Below are 24042 nucleotides of genomic sequence, written 5' to 3'. Positions count from 1 at the left end.
GACAGCGTCCTGTCAGGAGCCTGGCAGCATGGTCAGTGCGGCATCCACGTCGCCAGCACGGGCACCATGATGGCCGTCAGCACGCCGTTCAGCCCCATGCCCAGCGCGGCGAACGCACCGGCCTCCTGGTTCACCTGGAATGCGCGCGCGGTGCCGATGCCGTGCGCCGCCACGCCCGTGGCGAAGCCGCGCACGGTGTAGTCGCGGATCCGCAGCAGGTTCAACAGGCCAGTCGCGCTGACGGCGCCGATGATGCCGGTGGCCATCACCAGCACCGCAGTCAGCGAAGGCAGCCCGCCGATCTTCTCGGCCACGCCCATCGCGATCGGGATCGTCACCGACTTGGGCGCCAGCGACAGCACCGTCTCGCGGGTCGCGCCAAGCAGCCATGCAATGCCTACGGCCGACACCACGGCGACCAGCGATCCGGCCACCAGCCCGACCAGCAGCGGGAACACATGCGTGCGCAGCTTGGGCAGCTGCAGGTAGAGCGGCACGGCCAGCGCCACGGTGGCGGGGCCGAGCAGGAAGTGCACGAACTGCGCGCCGTCGAAGTAGGTCTTGTACGGCGTGCCGGTGACCGTCAGCACGGTGACCAGCAGCGCCACGGCGATCATCACGGGATTGGCGAGTGGCGAGAAGCGCGAGCGCTCAAAGATGCGGAACGCGAACACGTAGGCCAGCAGCGTGGCGGTCAGGCCCACCAGCGGGCTGGCGGCCAGGTAGACCCAGATCTCATTGAGGCGGGGTGTCATCATGCCTGTTCTCCGCTGTTGTCCACGGCATCGGCGGCGTGCGGCACCGGATCCCTGGGCTTGCGCATCAGCATGCGCGTGACCACGGCGGTGGTGGCGATGGCCAGCCACGTCGATACCACCAGCGCGACCACGATCGGCAACCATTCGCCTTCGATGCGGCGGGCATGGACCATGATGCCGACGCCGGCCGGCACGAACAGCAGCGACAGGTGCTTGAGCAGTTCGCTGGTGGTGCCCTGGATGATGGGCAGCAGGCGGTCGTCGAAGACGAGCCAGCCAAACAGCATGATCATGCCCAGCACGGGGCCGGGGACCGGTAGATGCAGCGCGTAGCTGATCACCTCGCCGACGGATTGGAAAACCAGGAGGATGGCAAAGGTCTGGAGCATGGGGCGTCTTGGGTTGTACTGTTCCGCCCCTCTCCCGCAAGCGGGAGAGGGGAGACAACCACACCGCCCCGATTCCGGGGCTGTTCAGCCCAGCATGCGGTCCACCAGTTCGATCCAGTGCATGACCGGCGTCTCGGTGCCGCCCTGCAGGTGGGTGATGCAGCCGATATTGGCCGACACGATGGCTTCGGGCTCGGTGGCCTGCAGCTTGGCGAGCTTGTCGTCGCGCAGGCGGTAGGACAGTTCCGGCTGCAGCACCGAATACGTGCCCGCCGAGCCGCAGCACAGGTGGCTGTCAGCGCAGAGTTTGACTTCCACGCCAAGGCCGGTCAAGAGCGCCTCCACCTTGCCGCGGATCTGCTGGCCGTGCTGCAGCGTGCACGGCGGGTGGTAGGCCACGCGGCGGCCGTCGCGCGGCACTGCGCCGGCGCGTGCGTGCAGCGCGTCGGCAAAGTCGGGCAGGATCTCCGACAGGTCGCGCGTCAGCGCCGAGACGCGGCGCGCGCGCTCGGCGTACTTCGGGTCGTTGCGCAGCAGGTGGCCGTAGTCCTTCACCATGGCGCCGCAGCCCGATGCGGTCATGACAATGGCTTCCGCGCCGGCTTCGATATGCGGCCACCACGCGTCGATATTGCGGCGCATATTGTCGAGGCCGCCGCCGTGGTCGCCGGTGTGGAAGCGGATGGCGCCACAGCAACCGGCTTCGCGCGCCACGACCAGTTGTACGCCGACACGGTCGAACACGCGTGCCGTCGCGGCATTGATGTTGGGCGACATCGCCGGCTGCACGCAACCGTCGAGCAACAGCATCTTGCGCGCGTGCGCGGTGCGCGGCCACTGGCCGGGCTCGGCGGTCTTGCTGAGCTCGGGCACCTTGTTGCGCAGCGCGGCCGGCAGCATCGGCCGAACCATCTGCCCGAGCTTCATCGCCGTGCCGAACAGGGCCGGGCGCGTCAGGCCTTCGCGCAGCGCCCAGCGTGTCACGCGCTCGCGTGCGGGGCGGCGGATGCCGCGGGCTTCGAGCTGGTCGTCCACCACCTGCCGGCCGATGTCCACCAGCCGCCCGTAGCGCACGCCGGAAGGGCAGGTCGATTCGCAGTTGCGGCAGGTCAGGCAGCGGTCCAGGTGCAGCCGCGTGCTTTCGCTGACGGGGTTGCCTTCGATCACCTGCTTCATCAGGTAGATGCGCCCGCGCGGGCCGTCGAGCTCGTCGCCGAGTAGCTGGTAGGTCGGGCAGGTGGCAGTGCAGAAGCCGCAGTGCACGCATTTGCCGATGATGGACTTGGCTTCCTCGCCCTCGGGCGTATTGCGGAGAAAATCGGCCAGGGTCGTTTGCATGGTGTGGGGTGGGTTTGCCTTGGCGTTGAACGGTGCACGCGGCTCAGAGGCCGGGATACATGCGCTGCGGATTGAAGATGCCGGCCGGGTCGAAGGTGGCCTTCAGCCGCGCGTGGATCGCGGCCAGCGGCGAAGCCAGCGGCGTGAACACGCCCACCGACTTGTCGCCGTTGCGGAACAGCGTCGCATGGCCGCCGGCCGCCTGCGCAATGCCGCGCACCAGCCCGGCATGGTTGCCGTCCAGGCCCGTATCGGGCAGCCACCAGCGCTGTCCGCCGCCCCATTCGACGAGCTGCGAACCGGGCAGGTCCAGCGGCGCCGAGGTCGGCGGCACTGCCAGGCGCCACAGCGTGCGGCCCTGCAGGGCCGGGGCGAAGAACGCATGCGTCTGCTCTCGCAGCGATTGCCAGAAGGCCACGCCTTCCTCCTGGCCGACGGCCTCGCCGCCCAGCCGGGCGCGTGCGGCCTGCACCGCGGCTGTGGCGCCTGACAGGCGCACGTGCAGCACGCCTTCATGCCACGCCGATGCCGCGATCGGCAGCGGCTGGCCGCCCCACTGGTTGATGCGGTCGATGGCCTCGGCCTGGCTCATGGCGAAGCGCAGCGTGGCGTCGTCGAACGGGGCCGGCAGCACCTTGAGCGAGACCTCCAGGATCAGCCCGAGCGTGCCGAGCGAGCCCGCCAGCAGCCGCGACACGTCATAGCCGGCGACGTTCTTCATCACCTGGCCGCCGAAGCTCATCACCTCGCCGTGTCCGTCCATCATCTGTGTGCCCAGCACGAAATCGCGCAGCGCGCCGACCGATTGCCGGCGCGGGCCTGACAGGCCCGCGGCCACCGCGCCGCCGAGCGTTGCGGCGCTGGGCTGGCCAGCCGCTGCAAAGTGCGGCGGCTCGAACGCCAGGATCTGGCGCTTCTCAGCCAGCGCGGCCTCGATCTCGGCCAGCGGCGTGCCACAGCGCGCGGTGATGACAAGTTCGGCCGGATCGTATTCGACGATGCCGTGATACGCGCGCGTATCCAGCAACTCGCCGTCCATGGCCTGGCCATAGAAGTCCTTGCTGCCGCCGCCGCGCAGGCGCAGCGGCGTGCGTGTCTCGGAGGCATGCCGTACGGCATCGCGGAAGGCGTCGAGAGTGGCTTGCATGTGGGTCTGGTTCTAGTGCTGGTACGTGTTGCCGTGGGTCAGGTGTCTTTCCGGCTGCTGCCGGCGGAGCCGCCTGCGACTTCGGGACGATCGTTCTGGTATTCGGGCAGGTGGCTGCCGCAATGCTTGCAGTACTGCGCGTCCGCGTCATGCCCTTCGGTCAGGCAGTGCGTGCAGGTGCGCGTGGTGAGCGGGCGCCTCAGGATGTTGGCCGCCAGCTGGGCGCCGATGATGCCGGTGGGGAAGGCAATGATGCCGTAGCCGATCAGGATCGTCAGCGAGGTGATGAACTGCCCCAGCGGCGTCTTGGGCACCACGTCGCCGAAGCCGGTGGTGGTCAGCGTCACCACCGCCCAGTACATGCTGACGGGAATGCTGGTGAAGCCGTGCTGCGGGCCTTCCACCACGTACATCACGGTGCCCAGGATCACCGTGATGATGAGCACCGTGCCCAGGAATACGAGGATCTTGCGCCGGCTGTCGACCAGCGCGCGGTACAGGATCTCGGCCTCGTCGAAATACACGGTGAGCTTGAGGATCCGGAACACGCGCAACAGCCGCAGCAGGCGCACGTCGATCAGGAAGGCCAGTTCCGGCAGGAAGAACGCCAGCCAGGTCGGTATGATCGAGAGAAAGTCGATGATGCCGTAGACGCTGAAGACGTAGCGCAACGGCCGCTGCACCACGAGGATGCGCATCGCGTATTCCGCCGTGAACAGCAGCGTGAACATCCACTCGAGCGCGATGAACAGCCTGCCGGCATGGCCATGCACGCCCTGCAGGCTGTCCACCATCACCACCAGCACGCTGGCCACGATGGCGATCAGCAGCGTGATGTCGAACAGCCGCCCGCTGCGGGTATCGGCCTCGAAGATGATCGTGTACCAGCGTTCGCGCCAGCCCGACTCGGGGCGGCCCAGGCGCTGGCGCAGCGTTTCGTTGGTCCGGCTGTGCGGCATGGCTTGGTGCGCGCCGTTCAGAAGCGCGGCAGGTCCGGGTGGGGCAGCAGGCCCTTCTTCACGTGCATCTTGCCGTATTCGGCGCAGCGCGCGAGCGTGGGGATGGCTTTGTCCGGGTTGAGCAGGCGCGCCGGGTCGAAGGCGGCCTTGACGCCGAAGAAGGCTTCGCACTCGGCGCGCGAGAACTGCACGCACATCGAGTTGAGCTTTTCGACGCCCACGCCGTGCTCGCCGGTGACGGTGCCGCCCAGTTCCACGCAAGCTTCGAGGATGTCCGAGCCGAACAGCTCGGCGCGGTGCCATTCGTCCTGGTCCGAGCCATCGAACAGGATCAGCGGGTGCATGTTGCCGTCGCCGGCATGGAACACGTTGATGCAGCGCAGGGCGTACTTGCGCTCCATCTCCTCGATGCGCCGCAGCAGCGTGCCGATGTGCTTGCGCGGGATGGTGCCGTCCATGCAGTAGTAGTCGGGCGAGATGCGGCCCGCGGCCGGGAAGGCATTCTTGCGCCCGCTCCAGAAGCGCAGGCGCTCTGCCTCGTTCTGCGATACCACGATGCGCGTGCAGCCCGAGGCGGTCAGCACCGCGCTCATGCGCTCGATTTCCTCGGCCACTTCCTCGGGCGTGCCATCGGACTCGCACAGCAGGATGGCGGCGGCGTCGAGGTCGTAGCCGGCGTGCACGAATTCCTCCACGGCGGCCGTGGCGGGTCTGTCCATCATTTCCAGGCCGGCCGGGATGATGCCGGCGGCGATCACCGCGGCCACGGCGTTGCCGCCTTTTTCCACGTCGTCGAAGCAGGCCATGATCACCTGCGCGAGCTGCGGCTTCGGGATCAGCCGCACAGTGACTTCGGTCACGACGGCCAGCATGCCTTCGGAGCCGATCATCGCGGCCAGCAGGTCCAGGCCTGGTGCGTCCGGCGCTTCCGAACCGAACACCACGACCTCGCCTTCCATCGTCACCGCGCGCACGCGCAGCACGTTATGCACAGTCAGGCCGTACTTCAGGCAGTGCACGCCGCCGGAGTTCTCGCTGACGTTGCCGCCGATGGTGCAGGCGATCTGCGACGACGGGTCCGGCGCGTAGTACAGGTTATGGGGTGCTGCGGCGTCGGAGATGGCCAGGTTGCGCACGCCCGGCTGGACCACGGCGGTGCGCGAGTGCGGATCCAGCTTCAGGATGCGCTTGAACTTGGCCAGCGACAGCACCAGGCCTTCGGCGATCGGCATGGCGCCGCCGGACAGGCTGGTGCCGGCGCCGCGCGGCACCACGGGCACGCCGAGGCTGTGGCACAGCCGGAGAATGGCGCAGACCTGTTCCTCGGTGTCGGGCAGGGCCACGGCCATCGGTACCTGGCGGTAGGCGGCCAGGCCATCGCATTCATAGGGGACGGTGTCTTCCGGTTTCCACAGCAGCGCCGCATCGGGCAGGATCTGCGCCAAGCCCGCCAGCAGCGCGCTGCGGCGGCTGTCGTCAGCGCCGGGATTGCCTGGGCTGGCGGTCAGTGGGGCTTCGTGCGGGGCATTCATGGCAACTCCTGTGGGGCCTGTCTGCGAGGCCGGCATATGGCCTGCATATGGCCGGAGGGACGGGTGACTATAGCTCAGGGCTTGCGCCGCCAGCACGCCGGGGTACGTGAATTCGGCATGGCAGGCCGATCAAAAATGCTCATCATGCGCGCCGGTCCGCCGCGTCAGCCGGGCTTGCCAGTTCAGCGTAGCACTGCCGGGCACGTGCAGGAAAGGCCGCGCCGCGTGGGCTCAGGGCGCCGCCGGGGCCGGCAGCCGGTACACCATGTCGAGCTTGTTGTGGAAGTGCGGCGCAACGTACAGCGCGTCGGGTTCGTACAGCCCCACGGTGCCGGTGCCGTCCGCGTTGACTTACCAGTCCAGGCTTAGCAGCCAGTCGACGAAGTAGCGCGCCTCGGGTTTGAGCGGCGCCTGTTCGCGCTCGACGATGTAGTAGCCATGCGGCGACACCGATTCGACGTCCAGCAGCCGCACCATCTGGCCCAGCGACAGCCAGTGCCACGCCATGCGCTGGCGTACGAGCGCCACGCCCTGGTTGGAGGCGATGGCTTCCAGCATCAGGCCGATGTCGTTGAACTGCGGGCCGGTCTGCGGTTCAGGCCAGTCCAGCCCGGCGGTCTCGAACCACGGCTTCCAGGGCTCCAGCGGGCTGCGCAGCAGCACCAGCCCGTGCAGGTGCTCGGGCTTGGTGATGGCGCGGCCGTTGACGCGCTCGTAGTACTCGCGCCCGCAGGCGGGGAACACCGGCTCGACCAGCAATTTGGTGGTCTTCAGGTCCGGGTAGCGGCCCGTGCCGTAGCGGATCTCGACATCGGTGTCCTCGGCCTTCACGTCCAGGAACGGGATGGCCAGGTGCAGCTCGATGTCGATATGCGGGTACAGCGCGCCGAACTCGGGCAGGCGCGGCACCAGGTGCTGGCGGCCGAAGGTCGGCGGGATCGCCACGCGCAGCCGCGTGCGCATCTTGTTGTACTCGGGCCGGGCCAGTTCGTTGAGCGACTTGAGGGCGTCCTGCACGTTGCGCAGGTAGCGCGTGCCGGCCGCGGTCAGCCGCAGTGCGGCATTCGAGCGCACGAACAGGTCTTCGCCCCAGAGCTCTTCCAGGTTCTTGATGCGGTGCGACACCGCGCTGGGCGTGACCGACAGCTCCTCGGCCGCGCGCGCGAAACTGCCCAGGCGCGCCGCGGCTTCAAACGCCACCAGCAGGTGCAGCGGCGGGACGCGGTTGAACATGGCAGCCATGCTGCTCAGCCGGCCGGGCCGCGAACGGCGCGGAAGATCTTGCCCGGGTTCAGGATGCCGTTCGGGTCGAGCGCGTGCTTGATCACGCGCATCAGGTCCAGTGCGTCCTCGCCGTGCTCGCGTACCAGGAAATCCATCTTGTGCAGGCCCACGCCGTGTTCGCCGGTGCAGGTGCCGCCCATCGACAGCGCGCGCTCGACAATGCGGCGGTTGATGTCCTCGGCTTCCGCCATCTCTTCCGGCTTGTCCGGGTCGACCAGGATCGCCACGTGGAAGTTGCCGTCGCCGACGTGGCCGACGATGGGGCAAGGCAGCGACGAGGCGACCAGATCCTTCTCGGTCTCGGCCACGCAGTCGGCCAGACGCGAGATCGGCACGCATACGTCGGTGGTCACGGCGCGGCAGCCCGGCTTGAGCTGCAGCATGGCGAAATAGGCGGTATGGCGCGCGTTCCACAGCCGGCTGCGGTCCTCGGGCCGCGTGGCCCATTCGAAATCCTGCCCGCCGTGCTCGGCGGTGATCTGCTGCACGGTCTCGGCCTGCTCGCGCACGCCGGCCTCGGTGCCGTGGAACTCGAAGAACAGGTGCGGCATTTCCGGCAGCGTCAGGCTGTCGTGCCGGTTGATGGCGCGGATGGCCAGCGCATCGACGAACTCCACGCGCGCGATGGGCACGCCGAGCTGGATGGTCTGGATCACCGCCTGCACCGCGCTGCTCATGCTTGGGAAGGCACAGACCGCGGCGGAAATCGCCTCCGGCTGCGGGTACAGGCGCACCGTCACCTCGGTGATGATGCCCAGCGTGCCTTCGCTGCCGATGAACAGGCGCGTCAGGTCATAGCCTGCCGACGACTTGCGCGCGTGCGTGCCGGTGCGGATCACGCGCCCGTCGGCGGTCACCACGGTCAGTGCCAGCACGTTCTCGCGCATGGTGCCGTAGCGCACCGCGTTGGTCCCGGAGGCGCGCGTCGCGCACATGCCGCCCAGCGACGCATCCGCGCCCGGGTCGATCGGGAAGAACAGGCCCGTGTCCTTGATCTCCTGGTTGAGCTGCTTGCGCGTGACGCCCGGCTGCACGGTCACGGTCAGGTCTTCCGGCTGGATCGCGAGCACCTTGTTCATCTGCGACAAGTCCAGGCTGATGCCGCCGGCCACGGCCAGCAGGTGTCCTTCCAGCGAGGAGCCCGCGCCGTAGGGAATCAGCGGCACGCTGTACTGGTTGCACAGGCGGGCGACTTCGGCGACTTCCCCGGTGCTGTGGGCGAACACCACACCATCAGGCAGGGCCGGCGGGAACGGCGACTCGTCGCGGCCATGGTGTTCGCAGACGCCGGCGGAGGTCGAGAAGCGGTCGCCGAAGCCCGCCTGCAATGCGTCGCGCAGGGCGGGAGGCAGGGGGCGGCGTGCCAGGGCGGCGTGTGGCGTGGGGTGGTTCATGCGGGTCTCCGGCGGGTCGCTGGCGCTGTGCGGCAGGCTTCCGGAACCGTCGGCGGGTGTCGGCGGCGGAAGGGCGCGACCCGGTTGTTGATTTGGGGAATACCGGCATTCTACGCCGCGCGGCGCCTGATGCACCCCCGCAGCCCGGCGGGGCGGCACGGGGATCGCAGTGCGAATCCGTCCGCGCGGGGCGCAAAGGGCGCCATAATGCGCGCCATATCTGACACTTCCATGGGAGACCGGCATGGGCCACCGCCTGTCCAAGATTGCCACCCGCACCGGCGATGCCGGCACCACAGGCCTCGGCGATGGCAGCCGCACGGGCAAGGACAGCCTGCGCATTGCCGCCATCGGAGACGTGGATGAACTCAATTCGCAGATCGGCGTGCTGCTCACGGAAACGCTGCCGGCCGACGTGCGCGATGCGCTGCTGCACATCCAGCATGACCTGTTCGACCTGGGCGGCGAACTCTCCATTCCGGGCTACATGCTGCTCAAGCCTGAGCAGGTGGCGCAGCTTGACGCATGGCTGGACCACTACAACGCCGGCCTGCCGCGCCTGGCCGAGTTCATCCTGCCGGGCGGGAGCCGTGCCGCCGCGCTGGCCCACGTATGCCGTACCGTTTGCCGGCGCGCCGAGCGTGCGCTGGTCGCGCTCGGTGCCATCGAAGCGCTCAATGAGGCACCGCGCCAGTACCTGAACCGCTTGTCCGACCTGATGTTCGTGCTGGCCCGCGTGCTCAACCGCGCCGATGGAGGGAATGACGTGCTGTGGCAACGCGGGCGTGATGCAGCGAATGCACCCGATAAAAGTGATTAATGGATTTCTTTTCGCCGCAGGCAGGTTCGTTGGGTGGCCTGTCGGCGCGCAATGCTCACGGCCGGCCGTACGCTTGCCGTTGATCGGACGGGAGAAACCGAGAAAATTACTCGGATTTGCGAATTCCGCCCTTGAAATGGCCCCGGACGGCCACATTTCGCACTCAGGTTGAATTGCAGCCGCGCGGATGGCGATGGCTCAATAGGAGAGAATAAATGGGTAAGATCATCGGTATCGACCTCGGTACCACCAATAGCTGCGTGTCGATCCTGGAAGGCAACACGCCCAAGGTCATCGAAAATTCGGAAGGTACGCGTACCACCCCTTCGATCATCGCCTACATGGAAGACGGCGAGATCCTGGTCGGTGCCCCTGCCAAGCGCCAGGCTGTGACCAATCCGCGCAACACGCTGTATGCCGTAAAGCGCCTGATCGGCCGCAAATTCGAAGAGAAGGAAGTCCAGAAGGACATCGGCCTGATGCCGTACTCCATCGTCAAGGCCGACAACGGCGACGCATGGGTAGGCGTGCGCGACCAGAAGCTGGCCCCGCCGCAGGTTTCTGCCGAAGTGCTGCGCAAGATGAAGAAGACCGCCGAGGACTACCTGGGCGAGCCGGTGACCGAGGCCGTGATCACGGTGCCTGCGTACTTCAATGACTCGCAGCGCCAGGCTACCAAGGACGCCGGCCGCATCGCGGGCCTGGACGTCAAGCGCATCATCAACGAGCCGACCGCGGCCGCGCTGGCCTTCGGCATGGACAAGAACGAGAAGGGCGACCGCAAGATTGCCGTGTATGACCTCGGCGGCGGTACCTTCGACATCTCGATCATCGAGATCGCGGACGTGGACGGTGAGAAGCAGTTCGAAGTGCTGTCGACCAACGGCGACACCTTCCTGGGCGGCGAAGACTTCGACCAGCGCATCATCGACTACATCATCGGCGAGTTCAAGAAGGAACAGGGCGTCGACCTGTCGAAGGACGTGCTGGCGCTGCAACGCCTGAAGGAAGCCGCTGAAAAGGCCAAGATCGAACTGTCGAGCTCGCAGCAGACCGAGATCAACCTGCCGTACATCACGGCCGATGCGTCGGGTCCGAAGCACTTGAACCTGAAGATCACCCGCGCCAAGCTGGAAGCGCTGGTCGAAGACCTGATCACGCGCACCATCGAGCCGTGCCGCACCGCCATCAAGGATGCGGGCGTCAAGGTCAGCGACATCGACGACGTGATCCTGGTCGGCGGCATGACCCGCATGCCCAAGGTGCAGGAACAGGTCAAGGAGTTCTTCGGCAAGGAAGCGCGCAAGGACGTGAACCCGGATGAAGCCGTGGCCGTCGGTGCCGCGATCCAGGGCTCGGTGCTGTCGGGCGACCGCAAGGACGTGCTGCTGCTGGACGTGACGCCGTTGTCGCTGGGGATCGAGACCCTGGGCGGCGTGATGACCAAGATGATCACCAAGAACACCACCATCCCGACCAAGCATGCGCAGGTGTTCTCGACCGCCGACGACAACCAGCCGGCCGTGACCATCAAGGTGTTCCAGGGCGAGCGTGAAATGGCCAGCGGCAACAAGCTGCTGGGCGAGTTCAACCTCGAAGGCATCCCGCCGTCGCCGCGCGGCACGCCGCAGATCGAGGTGTCGTTCGACATCGATGCGAACGGCATCCTGCACGTGGGCGCCAAGGACAAGGCGACCGGCAAGGAAAACCGCATCACCATCAAGGCGAATTCGGGCTTGTCGGAAGACGAGATCCAGCGCATGGTGAAGGACGCCGAGGCGAACGCCGAGGAAGACCGCAAGGCCCGCGAGCTGGCTGACGCCCGCAACCAGGCCGACGCGCTGGTCCACTCGACCCGCAAGGCGCTGACGGAGTACGGCGACAAGCTGGAAGGCGGCGAGAAGGAAAAGATCGAAGCTGCGATCAAGGAACTGGAAGACGCCGCACGCGGTGGCGACAAGGCCGAGATCGACGCCAAGGTCAACGCGCTGTCGGAAGTCAGCCAGAAGCTGGGCGAGAAGGTCTACGCCGACATGCAGGCGAAGGCCGGCGAGCAGGGCGCGGCCGGTGCAGCCGGCGCGGGTGCCGGTGCCCAGCAGGCCCAGCCGCAGGACGACAACGTGGTCGACGCCGAGTTCAAGGAAGTCAACGACAAGAAGTAATCGGGAAGGGCGGCGGCGCGGGCATGCGCCGGCGCCGCCCCCGTCCCGACGCCGGGCGACGGACATCGGACCCAGCGGGAGACCGCCGTCGGATGCCTCGCTCGGCTTTTTTGCTATTCGCCCCGAACCGTTTCCTGGCGGTTCCGGGCCACAGGGTAATGAGCCACCATGGCAAAACGTGACTACTACGAAGTGCTCGGGGTAGGCAAGAACGCGAGCGACGACGAGATCAAGAAGGCTTATCGCAAGCTCGCGATGAAGTACCACCCGGACCGCAATCCGGAAGGCAAGGAAGCCAAGGAAGCCGAGGAGAAATTCAAGGAGGCCAAGGAGGCCTACGAGATGCTTTCCGACCCGGAGAAGAAGGCAGCCTACGACCAGTATGGCCATGCCGGCGTTGATCCGAACATGGCAGGCGGCTTTGGCGGCGCAGGCGGCTACGGCGGGTTTGCCGAGGCCTTCGGCGATATCTTCGGTGACATCTTCGGCCAGCAGGGCGGCGGACGCCGCGGTGGCGGCGGCCCGCAGGCCTACCGCGGCGCGGATCTGCGCTACAGCATGGAAATCACGCTGGAGCAGGCCGCGCACGGCCACGAGGCACAGATCCGCGTGCCGCACTGGGACGACTGCGATCATTGCCACGGCAAGGGCGCGGAGCCCGGCTCGAGCGTGGAAACCTGTCCGACCTGCCACGGCGCCGGCCAGGTGCGCGTGTCGCAGGGCTTCTTTACGATGCAGCAGACCTGCCCGAAGTGCCACGGCAGCGGCAAGTACATCCCGAAGCCGTGCACCAAGTGCCACGGCCAGGGCAAGCTGAAGTCGCAGAAGACGCTGGAAGTGAAGATCCCGGCGGGCATCGACGAAGGCATGCGCATCCGCTCGTCCGGCAACGGCGAGCCTGGTATCAACGGCGGTCCGCCGGGCGACCTGTATGTGGAAGTCCATATCAAGCCGCACCCGGTGTTCGAGCGCGACGGCGACGACCTGCACTGCCAGATGCCGATCTCGTTCGCCACCGCGGCGCTGGGCGGCGACCTGGAAGTGCCGACGCTGAACGGCAAGGCCACCTTCCCGGTGCCCGAGGCGACGCAGTCCGGCAAGACCTTCCGCCTGCGCAGCAAGGGTATCAAGGGCGTGCGCTCCGGTTATCCGGGTGACCTCTACGTGCATGTGAACGTGGAGACGCCGGTGAAGCTGACCGAGGCGCAGAAGGAACTGCTGCGCCAGTTCGACCGTTCGGTGCACGAAGGCGGCTCGCGCCACAGTCCGCAGGAGCAGTCCTGGCTGGACAAGGTGAAGAGCTTCTTCAGCTAAGCCTCCCCCCGCAAGACCGGCCACGCAAGCGCGTGGCCGGTTTGCTTTTGTGCCCGCACCGCGGGCCGGCAGCGCATAATGCAGGCGCTGTGTCTTTCCCGCTTTCCCGCTTTCCCGCTTTCCCGCTTTCCCGCCTTCCCGCCTTCCCGCCGTGCCTTTCCCGCTCCCCTGCCCCAATCCCGAACCGTTCGTGCTGCTGGACGATGCCACTGCGCTGCCCGGCGAAGTGACCTCGCGTCTGTACACCAGCCTCGTCCGTGAAGACGTGATGCCGGCCGGCAGCGACGTCGCACAGATGGACGCACTACTTGCCGAAGGCTGGCGCCACGGCTGGCATGCAACGCTGTTTGCGCCCTATGAATTCGGCGGCGCATTGGTTGGCGCACCTGTGCATACGGATAGCAGGCTGCCATTCCATGACGGCGCCGTGCACCTGCTGTGGTTCCGCGAGATGCAGCGGCTCGACCGCGACGCCGTGGGCGTCTGGCTGCCGGCTACCGATGGGCAGGCGCCCGCCGGGCTGATGGATATCGCCGCCGACACCCCGCGCGAAGCCTTCGATACCGCCATCGCCCGCATCCACGCATGGATCGAGGCCGGCGACACCTATCAGGTCAATTTCACGCAGCGGCTCGCGTTCTCGGCCTTTGGCGACCCGCGCGCGCTCTATGCGTCGCTGCGCGCTGCCCAGCCCGTGCCGTACGGCGTGCTGGCCTGCCTGCCGGGCGATGCCTGGGTGCTGTCACTGTCGCCCGAGTTGTTCGTGCAGCACGACGGTGATGGCCGCTTGCTCACGCGTCCGATGAAAGGCACCGCACCGCTTTCCGGCGATCTGGCAACGGACGCGCGCGCCGCCGCCGCGCTGGCCGCCGATGCCAAGAATCGCGCGGAAAACGTGATGATCGTGGACCTGCTGCGCAATGACCTGGGCCGCATCGCGCAGCCGGGCAGCGTGGCAGTGCCGGACCGCTTCGTTGTGCAGCCGTTCGGCGCCGTGCTGCAGATGACCTCGACCGTCACGGCGACCGCCCGGCTGGACACGCGCTTTGGCGAACTGTTCGGCGCACTGTTCCCGTGCGGCTCGATTACCGGCGCGCCCAAGCGGCGCACCATGCAGATCATCGCCGAGCTCGAATCTGCGCCGCGCGGGCTCTATACGGGCGCGATCGGCTGGCTGGACGCGCCGGAACCCGGTGATGGCGGCCTGTGCCGCTTTGCCATGTCGGTGGCTATCCGCACGCTGGCACTGTCGCCCCGCGCAGCGGACGGACTGCGTACCGGAGAGATGGGCGTGGGTGGCGGCATCGTGCATGACAGCGTGGCGGCCGACGAGTTTGCCGAGTGCGGCTGGAAGTCGCGCTTCCTGACGCGCCATGATCCGGGCTTTACGCTCTTCGAGACCATGCACGCCGAGGACGGCCATTGCCTTCGGCTAGACCGCCACCTGACTCGGCTGGCCGCTTCAGCTGCCACGTTCGGGTTTGCCTTCGACCGGACCGGAGCCACGGCCGCCGCGGAAGCGGAGGCTGCGCGTCTCGGTGCTGGCAACTGGCGCTTGCGGATGAGTCTCGACAAGTCCGGCAGGCTCGCGTTCGCCAGCGGGGCGCTGCAGCCGCTGCCGGACGCAACGATCATGCTCGACATCGCTGCCGACCCGCTGCCCGACGTCGATCCGCTGCGCCGGCACAAGACCAGCGTGCGCGCGATTTATGACGCCGGCTGGCAGGCCGCGGAACGCGAAGGCTGCTTCGATCGCCTGTTCTTCAACACTCGCGGCGAATTGCTGGAAGGTGGCCGCAGCTCGGTCTTCGTCAAGGTCGATGGCGAATGGCTGACCCCGCCGCTGGCCGCCGACATCCTGCCTGGCGTGATGCGGGCGGTGGTGCTGGAGGAGGGGGATGCACTGCTCGGCGGCCCGGTTCGCGAGGGAATCGTGACTCGGGCGATGCTGATGCGCGCGGAGACGATCATGGCAGTGAACTCGCTGCGCGGGGTGATGCGGGCTACATTGCGCTAGGCAAGAACAACGGGCATGCCGCTACCGGTGCTGCGTATCCAAAACCCCATCCCCCAGCTTCCACCGCACCACACCGGGCAGATTGATCAGCTCACGGTCGTGGCAGATCATCACCACCGTGCGGCCTTCATCCGCCAGTTCGCGCACCAGCGCAATAACCTGTTCGCGCGCCTGGCCGTCCAGGCTGGAGGTGGGCTCGTCCAGCAGCATCAGTTCGGGCTCCAGTATCTTGGCGCGCGCCAGCGCCACGCGCTGGACTTCGCCGCCGGACAGGCGCTCGGGCGCGGTGTCCTGCAGGTGCGCGATGCCGGCCCAGGCCAGTGCCTCGTCCACCCGGCGTGCGATCTCGTGACGCGGCAGGCCGCGTGCGCGCAGGCCGTAGGCGATGTTCTCGCGCACCGATGTCCGGAACAGGTAGGGGTGCTGGTGCAGGTAGGCAATGCGCTCGCGCAGTTCGCGGGGCAGCGGGTCCAGGGGGGCGCTGTGCGGAGCCGCATCGTGGCCCGTCCAGTGCACCGTGGCGCCTGGTGCGGGCTCCAGCCCGGCCACCATACGCAGCAGCGTGGTCTTGCCCGCGCCGTTCTTTCCCGTCAGCACGATGGCCGTGGCGCGCGGGAAGACCAGCTCGCCGACGTCGAACAGGCGGCGCGGCCCGAAGCTGCGCGACAGGCCGCGCACCGTCAGCAGTGGCGTGGCGGGTGCGGTCATCGGCGGAATCCTCCGGCGCCCTGCAGCCAGGCCAGACCCACATTGACCATCAGCGCCAGCGCCACCAGTACGATGCCCAGCGCAATGCCCTGCGCGAACTCGCCCTTGCTGGTTTCCAGCGCGATGGCCGTGGTGATGGTGCGCGTCGATCCTTCGATATTCCCGCCGATCATCAGCGCCGAGCCCACCTCGGCAATCACGCGGCCGAAGCCTGCCACGATGGCCGCCATCAGCCCGAAGCGCAATTCCCGGATGACCGTGAAGAAGGTGCGCCAGCGGCCCGCGCCGAGCACGCGCGCGGTTTCCCGCAGGCGCGGGTCGGCACCCTGCAGCGTGGACAGCGAAAACGCCAGGACAACAGGAAAGCCGATCACCGCCTGTCCCAGTACCATGCCGGCGGGCGTGAACAGCAGCGCCAGGCTGCCGAGCGGGCCCTGCCGCGTCAGCAGCAGGTAGAGGACGAGCCCGACCAGCACGGTCGGGAACGAGAGGAAGGCCTGCGCCAGCACCACCACCGCGCGGCGGCCCGGGAACTCGTGCGTGGCGATCAGCCACGCCGCGCCCACCGCCGGGGCCGCGGCGATGGCCAGTCCCAGCACCGCTACCATCAGGGAGGTCCAGACAATGAACCAGAGCGCCGCGTCGCCGCTGGCGAGCAGGCGGAACGCGGCCAGGGTGGCGGCGCCGATCTCCACCGGTCAGGCGGAGAAGGTGTGCTCTGCGGCGGGGAAGCTGCCGTCCTTCACGGCGGCCACGTAGGCGCGGATCGCACCTTCGATCGAAGTCTGGCCGTCCATGAAGTTGCGCACGAACTTGGCCTTGCGTCCCGGGTAGACGTTGATCATGTCCTGCAGCACGAGTACCTGGCCGGTGCAATTGGCACCTGCGCCGATCCCGATGGTCGGCACCTTGAGCAGTTGCGTGATGGCGCCGGCCAATGCAGCCGGTACGGCTTCCATCAGCACGACCTGGGCGCCGGCCGCTTGCAGCGCCAGCGCATCGCGCTTGAGCTGGGCCGCGCCTTCATCGGTCTTGCCCTGCACCTTGAAACCGCCCAGCGCATGCACCGACTGCGGCGTCAGGCCGATATGGGCGCACACCGGGATGCTGCGCTCGACCAGGAACTTGACGATGGGCGCGAGCCAGTCGCCGCCTTCGAGCTTGACCATCTGGGCGCCGGCCTTCATCAGGGTCACGGCACTGGCAAAGGCCGTCTCGGGCGTCGGGTAGGTACCAAACGGCAGGTCGGTCACCAGCAGGGCGGTCTGGTTGCCGCGCGCCACGCATTCCGTGTGGTAAGCCATTTGTTCCAGCGTGACCGGCAGCGTGGTCTGCTGGCCCTGCATCACGTTCCCCAGCGAATCGCCGACCAGGATCATCTCAACGCCGCAGTAGTCAAGCAGCGCCGCGAAGCTGGAGTCGTAGGCGGTCAGCATGGCGATCTTTTCACCGGCGTCGCGCATGGCCTGCAGCCGGGTGATGGTGACGGTCTTGCGGGAGGGATCGAGGAGGTAGCTCATGGCAGTGGCGGGTCAGGAGAGGGCGCGCGGCGTTGCGGTGGCCGGCGCGGCTGTCGTTATGGTTGTATGCCGCCCCCGGGCAACGGCCCGGCGGCGGTCAGGGCGCAGCCAGGTTGAGAAAGGCCCTGCGGCCGCGCATGTTCTCGATGCGCGTCAGTAGTGTACGGAAATCCCCATCGTTGTCCACCGGATTGAAGTGGGCGGTATCCACGATCAGTACCGGGGCTTCGTCGTAGCGATGGAACAGTTCGCCGTAGGCGTCGGTCAGCCGCTGCAGGTATTGCTCGTCGATGCCGGCGGCTTCGCCGGGCTCGCCGCGGCGGGCGATGCGCTCGCGCAGCAGCGACGGGGTGGCCTGCAGCATGATCACGAGATCCGTGCGCTGCGGCGGCAGCTGCAGCCGTGCAGCAATCGCGTCATAGAGGGCCAGCTCGTCCTCGGGCAGGGTCAGGGATGCATACAGGCGGTCTCTGGCGAACAGGAAATTGGTCACCATGCGCTGCCCGCCAAGCAGGGCGTTCTGCCATTGCTGGAGCTGGTCGGCGCGCTTGTTCAGGCAGGCAAGCTGCATCGGCAGCGCATAGCGAGCCGGATCGCGGTAGAAACGTTCCAGGAAGGGGTTGGCGCGCGCGCCGTCAGCCAGCGCTCCCGCATGCAGCGTGTGCGCGAGGCGCTGCGCCAGCGCGGTCTTGCCGGATCCGACCGGGCCTTCCACTACGATGCGGCGCAGGTGATCGAGCATATCGTTGCCGGCGCGGTTCTGGTGGCTCCGCGGTTCAGCCGGGGGTGCCGGCGTCGCCCGATGCCTGCGCGCGCAGGCACTTGCAGGTGGAGACCTTCTCGATGCGCTGGTCGCCCACGCCAGCCAGGAAGTCGGCGGCGCGGCCGGCACCGGGGATCACCAGGTCGGGGGCCAGCTCGAGCAGCGGCACCAGCGTGAAGGCACGTACGGTGACACGCGGATGCGGCACCGTCAGGTGTTCGTCGTTGTGCTGTTCGTCACCGAACACCAGCAGGTCGAGGTCCAGCGTGCGCGGGGCGTTGCGGAACGGGCGCTCGCGGCCGAACTGGTCTTCGATGTGGTGGCAGATGCGCAGGAGCTGCGCGGCGGTGAACGAGGTCTGCACCTTGACCACCGCGTTGTAGTAGTCGTCGCCACCGGCATCGACGGGCGCGGTCCGGTACAGCGCGGACCGTGCCAGCACCGTGATGCCGACCTGCTGGGCCAGGCACACGATGGCGTCTTTCAGCGCCTGGCGGGCATCGCCCAGGTTGGCGCCGATGCCGATGAAGGCGAGTGTCATTGATGTTCCTCCGACTGGCCGCGGCCGGCATGTGCTTCCTGCCCCGCGTCCGTGTCGCTCCGGGAGGACACTTTATCCGATTTCCGCGGACCGCGCCGGCGGCGCTTCTTGCGTGCCGGGCCTTCGCCTTCGGCCGCCGGGCCGCGCGCGTTGCGCACGTTGTCGATCAGTCCCTCGCGCTCGCCCGGGTCCGCGTCCTGGAAGTCCTGCCACCAGCGGGCCAGTTCCTCGGGCATTTCGCCGGACTGGCAGCGCAGGTGCAGGAAGTCGAAGCCGGCCCGGAAGCGCGGCGACTCCAGCAGGCGGAACGGCATGCGGCCGACGCGCTTCTCGAAGCGCGGCTGCATGCCCCAGATGTCGCGCATGTCGGTGACGAAGCGGCGCTGGATCGCGAGCTGGCCGGTCTGCTTTTCGAGCACGGCGTCCATCGCGGTGTTGAGCGCCGCGATCGCGTGCTCGCCGCGCTCGCGCTCGGCGTTCCAGTGCTGCAGCACGTGGTGCCACAGCAGCGCAGCGAACAGGAAGCCCGGCGAAACCGGCTTGCCCGCCTGCACGCGGCGGTCAGTGTTGTCCAGCGCCAGCTGCACGAAGCGCTGGCCCATGGGCTGTTCCAGCGCCACGTCGAGCAGCGGCAGCAGGCCCTTGTGCAGGCCGGCCTTGCGCAGTTCCTGCAGCGATGCCCAGGCGTGGCCGGACATCAGCAGCTTGAGCATCTCGTCGAACAGGCGCGCGCTCGGCACGTTGTGGATCAGCGAGGCCAGTCCCGCGATCGGCTCGCGCGTGGCCTCGTCGATGGTGAAACCGGTCTTGGCCGCGAACCGCACCACACGCAGCATGCGCACCGGGTCTTCGCGGTAGCGCAGGGTCGGGTCGCCGATCATGCGCAGCGTGCGCGCGCGGATGTCTTCCATGCCGTGATGGTAGTCATGCACGGTCTGCGCGGCCGGGTCGTAGTACATCGCGTTGATGGTGAAGTCGCGGCGTTCCGCGTCTTCCGCCTGCGTGCCCCACACGTTGTCGCGCAGCACGCGGCCCGAGGCGTCGATCGCATGGGTCTTGCTGTCGAGCTCCGAGCGCTTGAGGCGGCGGCCTTCGGGCAGGGTTTCGCTGGCCACGGCATCGACCAGTGCGCGGAACGTGGAGACCTCGATGATCTCCTGCTCGCGCCCGCCATAGAACGTCACGTGGACGATCTGGAAGCGCCGCCCGATGATGCGCGAACGCCGGAACAGCGCCTGCACCTGCTCTGGCGTGGCGTTGGTGGCGACGTCGAAATCCTTGGGCTTGATGCCCAGCAGCAGGTCGCGCACCGCGCCGCCGACGACGAAGGCCTGGTAGCCTGCCTGCTGCAGCGTGGAAGTGACTTTCACGGCATTGCGCGACAGCAGGGCCGGGTCAATGCGGTGCTCTTCCACGGTGACGATGCGCGGCGTGTGGGCGCGGCCGATACGGCGCTGCTTGGGGCCGGGCTTGCCCAGCAGCCGGTTGATGAGCTTCTTGATCACGTCAGAACAGATCCATGATGCGCCAGCCCGCTGCGGCGGCATGCTGGCGCAGGCGATCGTCCGGGTTGGTGGCGATTGGCTCGCTGGCTTTTTCGAGCAGCGGCAGGTCGTTGGCCGAATCGCTGTAGAAGACGGTCGTGCCGAAGTCGTCCCAGTGCGTGCCCTGGCTCTTCAGCCAGGCGTCGACACGGGTGATCTTGCCTTCGCGGAAGCTGGGCACGCCGTGGACTTCTCCGGTGAACTGGCTGCCAGGCTTGCCGTCCACGGTGGCCGGCTCGGTGGCGATCAGGTGCTTGATGCCGAATGCCGCCACGATCGGCGCCGTGACGAAGCTATTGGTCGCGGTCACCACGGCGCACAGGTCGCCGGCTTCAATGTGCTTGTAGACCAGCGCACGCGCCTGCGGCGTGATGACCGGGTCGATCACTTCGTGCATGAAGCGCTGGCGCAGGGCTTCCAGGCGGTCGCGCGGGTTGGCGGCCAGCGGCGCCAGCGCGAAGCGCAGGAATTCCTGGATATCCAGGGTGCCCGCCTTGTAGTGGCCGTAGAACTCGTCATTCTTGCGGCGATAGGATTCCTCGTCGACAACGCCCTGGCGCACCAGGAAACGGCCCCATTCGTGGTCGCTGTCAGTCGGGATCAGGGTGTGGTCGAGATCAAAGAGTGCCAGATTCATGGGGCGCGATTTTACCTTAATGAGGTGGGCCGGTCGGTGCGCGACCGCGCTGGCGCCGGCCATGGGGGCATGCTGGCGGTTATTCCCGGAACTCCGCGAACATTTCGCGAAGCAGGGGCAGGGTCACCGGGCGCTTGCGCTCCAGCGAATACGTGTCGAGCGCATCGAGCAGCGCCATCAGGCTGGGCATGTCGCGGTAGTGGCGCGTCACCAGCCAGTGCGTGATCTCCGGGGAGAGTTGCAGTCCGCGCTCGCGTGCCGCCTGCAGCACTGCGGACATCTTGTCCTCGTCCGACAGCGGCTGGACCTGGTAGACCAGGCCCCAACCGAGGCGGGTGCGCAGGTCTTCACGCACAGGCATGGCGCGCGGCGCCATGCCGCCGGCCACGACCAGGGCAGTGCGCACGTGCGCGCGGACTTCGTTGTACAGCGAAAACACCGCGATCTGGCGCGCTTCGTCGAGCAGTTCAACGTCATCCACCGTATAGAGCTGGCAGGACGGGTCGAACAGGAAATCCGACAGCGGGTGGTGCGGGCTCAGGTAACGGCAGTTGATGCCGGTCTGGGGCGTGGCCTCGCACACGGCATGCAGCAGGTGCGTGCGGCCGCAGCCCACTTCGCCCCACAGGTAGACCAGCCGGTCAATGGCGCGCTCCTGCGCGACCGCGCCGGGCAGGTCGCGCAGGCGTTGCACCGCTTCGCGGTTCGACGCCACGACGAAATTGTCGAAGGTCGAAGGCGGGGGGCTGCCAAGCTCGAGCGAAAGTTGCTTGGGACGCGGGGACATGACGTATGGCTAACTTGCGGGGGACAGCTCGCGCGGTGCGTAGGGAATCGGCTCAAGCCGACTATTGTCCGTCATTTTTCCCGTTGTTTCCGTTATTTCCATTACTTCCGATAGAGGTCGCTGGCCAGGTACACGCGGCGCAGCTGCCGGGCCCCGACCAGCAGCACTGCGGAGGTCGGCAGTGCCAGCAGCACGCCGAAGAAGCCGAACAACTGGCCGAACGCGAGCAGCGCGAAGATGACCGCTAGCGGATGCAGCCCGATGCGCTCGCCGACGAGCCTCGGCGTCAGGTAGAAGCTCTCGACGAACTGGCCGAAGCCGTACACGACTGCCACCGCCGCGAGCCCGTACCAGTCGCCGAACTGCAGCAGCGCGGCCAGGATGGCCAGCACCAGGCCGACGCCGAAGCCGATATACGGGATGAACACTGCCAGCCCCGTGAACACGCCCACGGGTACGCCGATGTCGAAGCCGGCAACGGTCAGGCCGATCGAATAGATCGAGGCCAGGATCACCATCACCAGGATCTGGCCGCGCAGGTATTGCGACAGCAGCGCGTCGGTTTCGCTGGTGAGTTCGCGTACCTTGGGCACCCAGCGGCGCGGCACGACGCCTTCGATGCGCCGCATTACCATGTGCCAGTCCATCATCAGGTAGAACATGACGATGGGGACGATGAACAGCAGGCCAGCCACCTCGATCAAGGCCGAGCCGGAGACCTTGGCGTAGTTCAGCAGGACCACCAGCAGGTCTTCCGGGCTGGCCGAGAACCGGTCCGACAACATGCTGCGCAGGCCGGGGAAATCGAAGCGTACGCGTACGCCGAAGTCGGCGAGGCGGGGCGCCACCACGGCGTTGAGCTTTTTCAGCAGCATCGGGAGCTGCTCGCGGACCTGCGGGATTTCCCGCTGCAGCACGGCGATCAGCAGCAGCACCAGGACCACGCAGATCACGGCCAGCAGCAGGATCATCAGCGCGACAGCGATCGCGCGCGGTACGCGGCGGCGCGCCATCCAGTCGACGCCGGGGGTCAGGATGTAGGCAAAGATGAACGCCAGCAGGAAAGGCGTCAGGATCGGCGCCAGCGCAATGATGGCGGCGAACAGGCCCGCAGCGACTGCGATCCAGAGCAGGACGCGCTTGGTCTCTTGGTTCAGCAGGGGGGCGTTCATCGATGGGCGCATAGGGTGGAACTGGCCGAATTGGCCGAACTGGCGAAACTGGAAGCCGGGCGCCTGTATCCGTTAAAATCGCGATTCTACTGGACTCGCGCCCGCCCCCAGCCGTTGCCGGGGTGCATGAGCGACGAATTCACCACTTTATCTCCTCTGACACAAGCAGGTTCCCATGAGCGCTTCCCCGACCGCTGGCCAGGCAGGCCTTTCCTACCGCGATGCCGGTGTTGACATCGATGCCGGCGATGCCCTGGTCGACCGCATCAAGCCGTTTGCCAAGCGGACCATGCGCGAAGGCGTGATGGCTGGCATCGGCGGCTTCGGCGCGCTGTTCGAGCTGTCGAAGAAGTACCAGGAGCCCGTGCTGGTGTCGGGCACCGACGGCGTGGGCACCAAGCTCAAGCTCGCCTTCCAGCTGAACCGCCACGACACCGTGGGCCAGGACCTGGTGGCCATGAGCGTGAACGACATCCTGGTGCAGGGCGCCGAGCCGCTGTTCTTCCTGGACTACTTCGCCTGCGGCAAGCTGGACGTGGACACCGCCGCCACCGTGATCCAGGGCATCGCCCGCGGCTGCGAACTGGCCGGCTGCGCGCTGATCGGCGGCGAAACCGCCGAAATGCCGAGCATGTACCCGGACGGCGAATACGACCTGGCCGGCTTTGCGGTCGGCGCGGTGGAAAAGCGCAAGATCATCGACGGCACCACCATTGGCCCGGGCGATGTGGTGCTGGGCCTGGCCTCGTCGGGTGCGCACTCCAATGGCTATTCGCTGGTGCGCAAGATTATTGACGTGGCCAAGCCGGACCTGAATGCCGACTTCCACGGCCAGCGCCTGCAGGACGCCATCATGGCGCCGACGCGCATCTACGTGAAGCCGCTGCTGTCGCTGATCGAAACCCTTCCGGTCAAGGGCATGGCCCACATCACCGGCGGCGGCCTGACCGAAAATGTGCCGCGCGTGCTGCCGCAGAACACCACGGCGGTGCTCCAGCGCAGCGCCTGGACGCTGCCGCCGCTGTTCCAGTGGCTGCAGGCGCAGGGCCGCGTGGCGGACGACGAAATGCACCGCGTGTTCAACTGCGGTATCGGCATGGTGGTGATCGTGGCGAAGGAAGATGCCGAACGTGCGATCCGTCACCTGCAGGCGGCTGGTGAGGCCGTGTGGCAGATCGGTGAAATCCGCGAGCGCGCGGAAGGCCAGGCGCAGACCGTGGTGGTCTGAAGTCGGAATCGCTTGTGCCGGCCATGCG

The 24042-nt window shown here is 67.4% G+C and carries 22 protein-coding genes; 5 read left to right on the top strand and 17 right to left on the bottom strand.

Annotated elements, in window-relative coordinates:
* Positions 1-32: 32 nt before the first annotated feature.
* From LDO29_RS16030 to LDO29_RS15995, 8 genes are all read right to left on the bottom strand, one after another.
* Positions 33-758 (bottom strand): LrgB family protein, encoded by a 726-nt coding sequence (locus tag LDO29_RS16030; protein WP_224080774.1) that lies wholly within the window; start codon positions 756-758, stop codon positions 33-35.
* Entirely contained in the window at positions 755-1147 is a 393-nt protein-coding gene (locus LDO29_RS16025) for a CidA/LrgA family protein (RefSeq protein ID WP_224080773.1), read from the bottom strand. Before LDO29_RS16025 ends, LDO29_RS16030 begins: the two co-directional genes overlap by 4 nt.
* A gap of 84 nt (positions 1148-1231) precedes the next feature.
* Positions 1232-2485, bottom strand: coding sequence for a glycolate oxidase subunit GlcF (gene glcF, locus LDO29_RS16020; RefSeq protein ID WP_224080772.1), 1254 nt, complete (start codon positions 2483-2485; stop codon positions 1232-1234).
* Positions 2486-2528: 43 nt separating this feature from the next.
* Positions 2529-3632 carry a glycolate oxidase subunit GlcE gene (gene glcE, locus LDO29_RS16015; RefSeq protein WP_224080771.1) on the bottom strand — a complete coding sequence of 368 codons (1104 nt, stop codon included), beginning with the start codon at positions 3630-3632 and terminating at the stop codon, positions 2529-2531.
* A gap of 38 nt (positions 3633-3670) precedes the next feature.
* Entirely contained in the window at positions 3671-4591 is a 921-nt protein-coding gene (locus LDO29_RS16010; RefSeq protein ID WP_224080770.1) for an ion transporter, read from the bottom strand.
* A gap of 17 nt (positions 4592-4608) precedes the next feature.
* Positions 4609-6123, bottom strand: coding sequence for an FAD-linked oxidase C-terminal domain-containing protein (locus LDO29_RS16005; RefSeq protein ID WP_224080769.1), 1515 nt, complete (start codon positions 6121-6123; stop codon positions 4609-4611).
* A 351-nt stretch (positions 6124-6474) separates the two neighbouring features.
* On the bottom strand, positions 6475-7365 hold the full coding sequence (locus LDO29_RS16000) for a LysR substrate-binding domain-containing protein (protein WP_224080768.1): 891 nt from the start codon (positions 7363-7365) through the stop codon (positions 6475-6477).
* Between the two features lie 5 nt (positions 7366-7370).
* On the bottom strand, positions 7371-8801 hold the full coding sequence (locus tag LDO29_RS15995; RefSeq protein WP_224080767.1) for an FAD-binding oxidoreductase: 1431 nt from the start codon (positions 8799-8801) through the stop codon (positions 7371-7373).
* A 244-nt stretch (positions 8802-9045) separates the two neighbouring features.
* On the opposite strand from LDO29_RS15995, the gene LDO29_RS15990 reads away from it, so the two are divergent.
* The 4 genes from LDO29_RS15990 to LDO29_RS15975 all read left to right on the top strand — a co-directional run bounded on the left by LDO29_RS15990 (position 9046) and on the right by LDO29_RS15975 (position 15114).
* Complete coding sequence (locus tag LDO29_RS15990; RefSeq protein ID WP_224080766.1) at positions 9046-9621, top strand: cob(I)yrinic acid a,c-diamide adenosyltransferase; 576 nt, start codon at positions 9046-9048, stop codon at positions 9619-9621.
* A 215-nt stretch (positions 9622-9836) separates the two neighbouring features.
* A complete protein-coding gene (gene dnaK / locus LDO29_RS15985; protein ID WP_224080765.1) occupies positions 9837-11783 on the top strand; it encodes a molecular chaperone DnaK in 1947 nt (648 codons plus the stop codon).
* Between the two features lie 168 nt (positions 11784-11951).
* Positions 11952-13097, top strand: coding sequence for a molecular chaperone DnaJ (gene dnaJ / locus LDO29_RS15980; protein ID WP_224080764.1), 1146 nt, complete (start codon positions 11952-11954; stop codon positions 13095-13097).
* A 268-nt stretch (positions 13098-13365) separates the two neighbouring features.
* The gene (locus tag LDO29_RS15975) at positions 13366-15114 is read left to right on the top strand and encodes a chorismate-binding protein (protein WP_224080895.1); all 1749 of its coding nucleotides are present in this window, start codon (positions 13366-13368) and stop codon (positions 15112-15114) included.
* 21 nt (positions 15115-15135) lie between these two features.
* Here the strand turns inward: LDO29_RS15975 and LDO29_RS15970 are convergent, their stop codons facing one another.
* From LDO29_RS15970 to LDO29_RS15930, 9 genes are all read right to left on the bottom strand, one after another.
* Positions 15136-15822, bottom strand: a complete 687-nt coding sequence (locus tag LDO29_RS15970; RefSeq protein ID WP_224080763.1) for an energy-coupling factor ABC transporter ATP-binding protein — start codon at positions 15820-15822, stop codon at positions 15136-15138.
* A complete protein-coding gene (locus LDO29_RS15965) occupies positions 15819-16517 on the bottom strand; it encodes an ABC transporter permease (RefSeq protein ID WP_224080762.1) in 699 nt (232 codons plus the stop codon). The genes LDO29_RS15970 and LDO29_RS15965 overlap by 4 nt, the downstream gene beginning before the upstream one ends.
* 3 nt (positions 16518-16520) lie before the next feature.
* Complete coding sequence (gene panB / locus LDO29_RS15960; protein WP_224080761.1) at positions 16521-17342, bottom strand: 3-methyl-2-oxobutanoate hydroxymethyltransferase; 822 nt, start codon at positions 17340-17342, stop codon at positions 16521-16523.
* Positions 17343-17439: 97 nt separating this feature from the next.
* The gene (locus LDO29_RS15955) at positions 17440-18084 is read right to left on the bottom strand and encodes a deoxynucleoside kinase (RefSeq protein ID WP_224080760.1); all 645 of its coding nucleotides are present in this window, start codon (positions 18082-18084) and stop codon (positions 17440-17442) included.
* 34 nt (positions 18085-18118) lie between these two features.
* A complete protein-coding gene (gene folK, locus LDO29_RS15950; RefSeq protein ID WP_224080759.1) occupies positions 18119-18646 on the bottom strand; it encodes a 2-amino-4-hydroxy-6-hydroxymethyldihydropteridine diphosphokinase in 528 nt (175 codons plus the stop codon).
* A complete protein-coding gene (gene pcnB, locus LDO29_RS15945; protein ID WP_224080758.1) occupies positions 18643-20151 on the bottom strand; it encodes a polynucleotide adenylyltransferase PcnB in 1509 nt (502 codons plus the stop codon). Before pcnB ends, folK begins: the two co-directional genes overlap by 4 nt.
* A 1-nt stretch (position 20152) precedes the next feature.
* Positions 20153-20827, bottom strand: coding sequence for a histidinol-phosphatase (locus LDO29_RS15940; protein WP_224080757.1), 675 nt, complete (start codon positions 20825-20827; stop codon positions 20153-20155).
* Between the two features lie 79 nt (positions 20828-20906).
* A complete protein-coding gene (gene hda, locus LDO29_RS15935; protein WP_224080756.1) occupies positions 20907-21614 on the bottom strand; it encodes a DnaA regulatory inactivator Hda in 708 nt (235 codons plus the stop codon).
* 101 nt (positions 21615-21715) lie between these two features.
* Positions 21716-22786 (bottom strand): AI-2E family transporter, encoded by a 1071-nt coding sequence (locus LDO29_RS15930; protein WP_224080755.1) that lies wholly within the window; start codon positions 22784-22786, stop codon positions 21716-21718.
* 175 nt (positions 22787-22961) lie between these two features.
* On the opposite strand from LDO29_RS15930, the gene purM reads away from it, so the two are divergent.
* Complete coding sequence (gene purM, locus LDO29_RS15925; protein WP_224080754.1) at positions 22962-24014, top strand: phosphoribosylformylglycinamidine cyclo-ligase; 1053 nt, start codon at positions 22962-22964, stop codon at positions 24012-24014.
* Positions 24015-24042 lie beyond the last annotated feature (28 nt).

It is taken from the genome of Cupriavidus laharis, from assembly GCF_914271435.1.
GTDB classification, from domain to species: domain Bacteria; phylum Pseudomonadota; class Gammaproteobacteria; order Burkholderiales; family Burkholderiaceae; genus Cupriavidus; species Cupriavidus laharis.
Note: the sequence above shows the minus strand (reverse complement) of the source record. Positions and strands in the feature narration are given on the sequence as shown.

What these genes read in the sequence shown, in the direction of transcription:
- LDO29_RS15970 (WP_224080763.1), bottom strand. Translation starts at nt 15,822, where the DNA reads ATGACCGCACCCGCCACGCCACTGCTGACGGTGCGCGGCCTGTCGCGC.
- purM (WP_224080754.1), top strand. Translation starts at nt 22,962, where the DNA reads ATGAGCGCTTCCCCGACCGCTGGCCAGGCAGGCCTTTCCTACCGCGAT.
- LDO29_RS15990 (WP_224080766.1), top strand. Translation starts at nt 9,046, where the DNA reads ATGGGCCACCGCCTGTCCAAGATTGCCACCCGCACCGGCGATGCCGGC.
- LDO29_RS16005 (WP_224080769.1), bottom strand. Translation starts at nt 6,123, where the DNA reads ATGAATGCCCCGCACGAAGCCCCACTGACCGCCAGCCCAGGCAATCCC.
- LDO29_RS15975 (WP_224080895.1), top strand. Translation starts at nt 13,366, where the DNA reads ATGCCGGCCGGCAGCGACGTCGCACAGATGGACGCACTACTTGCCGAA.
- LDO29_RS16030 (WP_224080774.1), bottom strand. Translation starts at nt 758, where the DNA reads ATGATGACACCCCGCCTCAATGAGATCTGGGTCTACCTGGCCGCCAGC.
- LDO29_RS15995 (WP_224080767.1), bottom strand. Translation starts at nt 8,801, where the DNA reads ATGAACCACCCCACGCCACACGCCGCCCTGGCACGCCGCCCCCTGCCT.
- folK (WP_224080759.1), bottom strand. Translation starts at nt 18,646, where the DNA reads ATGACACTCGCCTTCATCGGCATCGGCGCCAACCTGGGCGATGCCCGC.
- hda (WP_224080756.1), bottom strand. Translation starts at nt 21,614, where the DNA reads ATGTCCCCGCGTCCCAAGCAACTTTCGCTCGAGCTTGGCAGCCCCCCG.
- LDO29_RS16025 (WP_224080773.1), bottom strand. Translation starts at nt 1,147, where the DNA reads ATGCTCCAGACCTTTGCCATCCTCCTGGTTTTCCAATCCGTCGGCGAG.
- LDO29_RS15940 (WP_224080757.1), bottom strand. Translation starts at nt 20,827, where the DNA reads ATGAATCTGGCACTCTTTGATCTCGACCACACCCTGATCCCGACTGAC.
- panB (WP_224080761.1), bottom strand. Translation starts at nt 17,342, where the DNA reads ATGAGCTACCTCCTCGATCCCTCCCGCAAGACCGTCACCATCACCCGG.
- LDO29_RS15930 (WP_224080755.1), bottom strand. Translation starts at nt 22,786, where the DNA reads ATGAACGCCCCCCTGCTGAACCAAGAGACCAAGCGCGTCCTGCTCTGG.
- LDO29_RS15955 (WP_224080760.1), bottom strand. Translation starts at nt 18,084, where the DNA reads ATGCTCGATCACCTGCGCCGCATCGTAGTGGAAGGCCCGGTCGGATCC.
- dnaK (WP_224080765.1), top strand. Translation starts at nt 9,837, where the DNA reads ATGGGTAAGATCATCGGTATCGACCTCGGTACCACCAATAGCTGCGTG.
- glcE (WP_224080771.1), bottom strand. Translation starts at nt 3,632, where the DNA reads ATGCAAGCCACTCTCGACGCCTTCCGCGATGCCGTACGGCATGCCTCC.
- dnaJ (WP_224080764.1), top strand. Translation starts at nt 11,952, where the DNA reads ATGGCAAAACGTGACTACTACGAAGTGCTCGGGGTAGGCAAGAACGCG.
- LDO29_RS16000 (WP_224080768.1), bottom strand. Translation starts at nt 7,365, where the DNA reads ATGGCTGCCATGTTCAACCGCGTCCCGCCGCTGCACCTGCTGGTGGCG.
- glcF (WP_224080772.1), bottom strand. Translation starts at nt 2,485, where the DNA reads ATGCAAACGACCCTGGCCGATTTTCTCCGCAATACGCCCGAGGGCGAG.
- LDO29_RS16010 (WP_224080770.1), bottom strand. Translation starts at nt 4,591, where the DNA reads ATGCCGCACAGCCGGACCAACGAAACGCTGCGCCAGCGCCTGGGCCGC.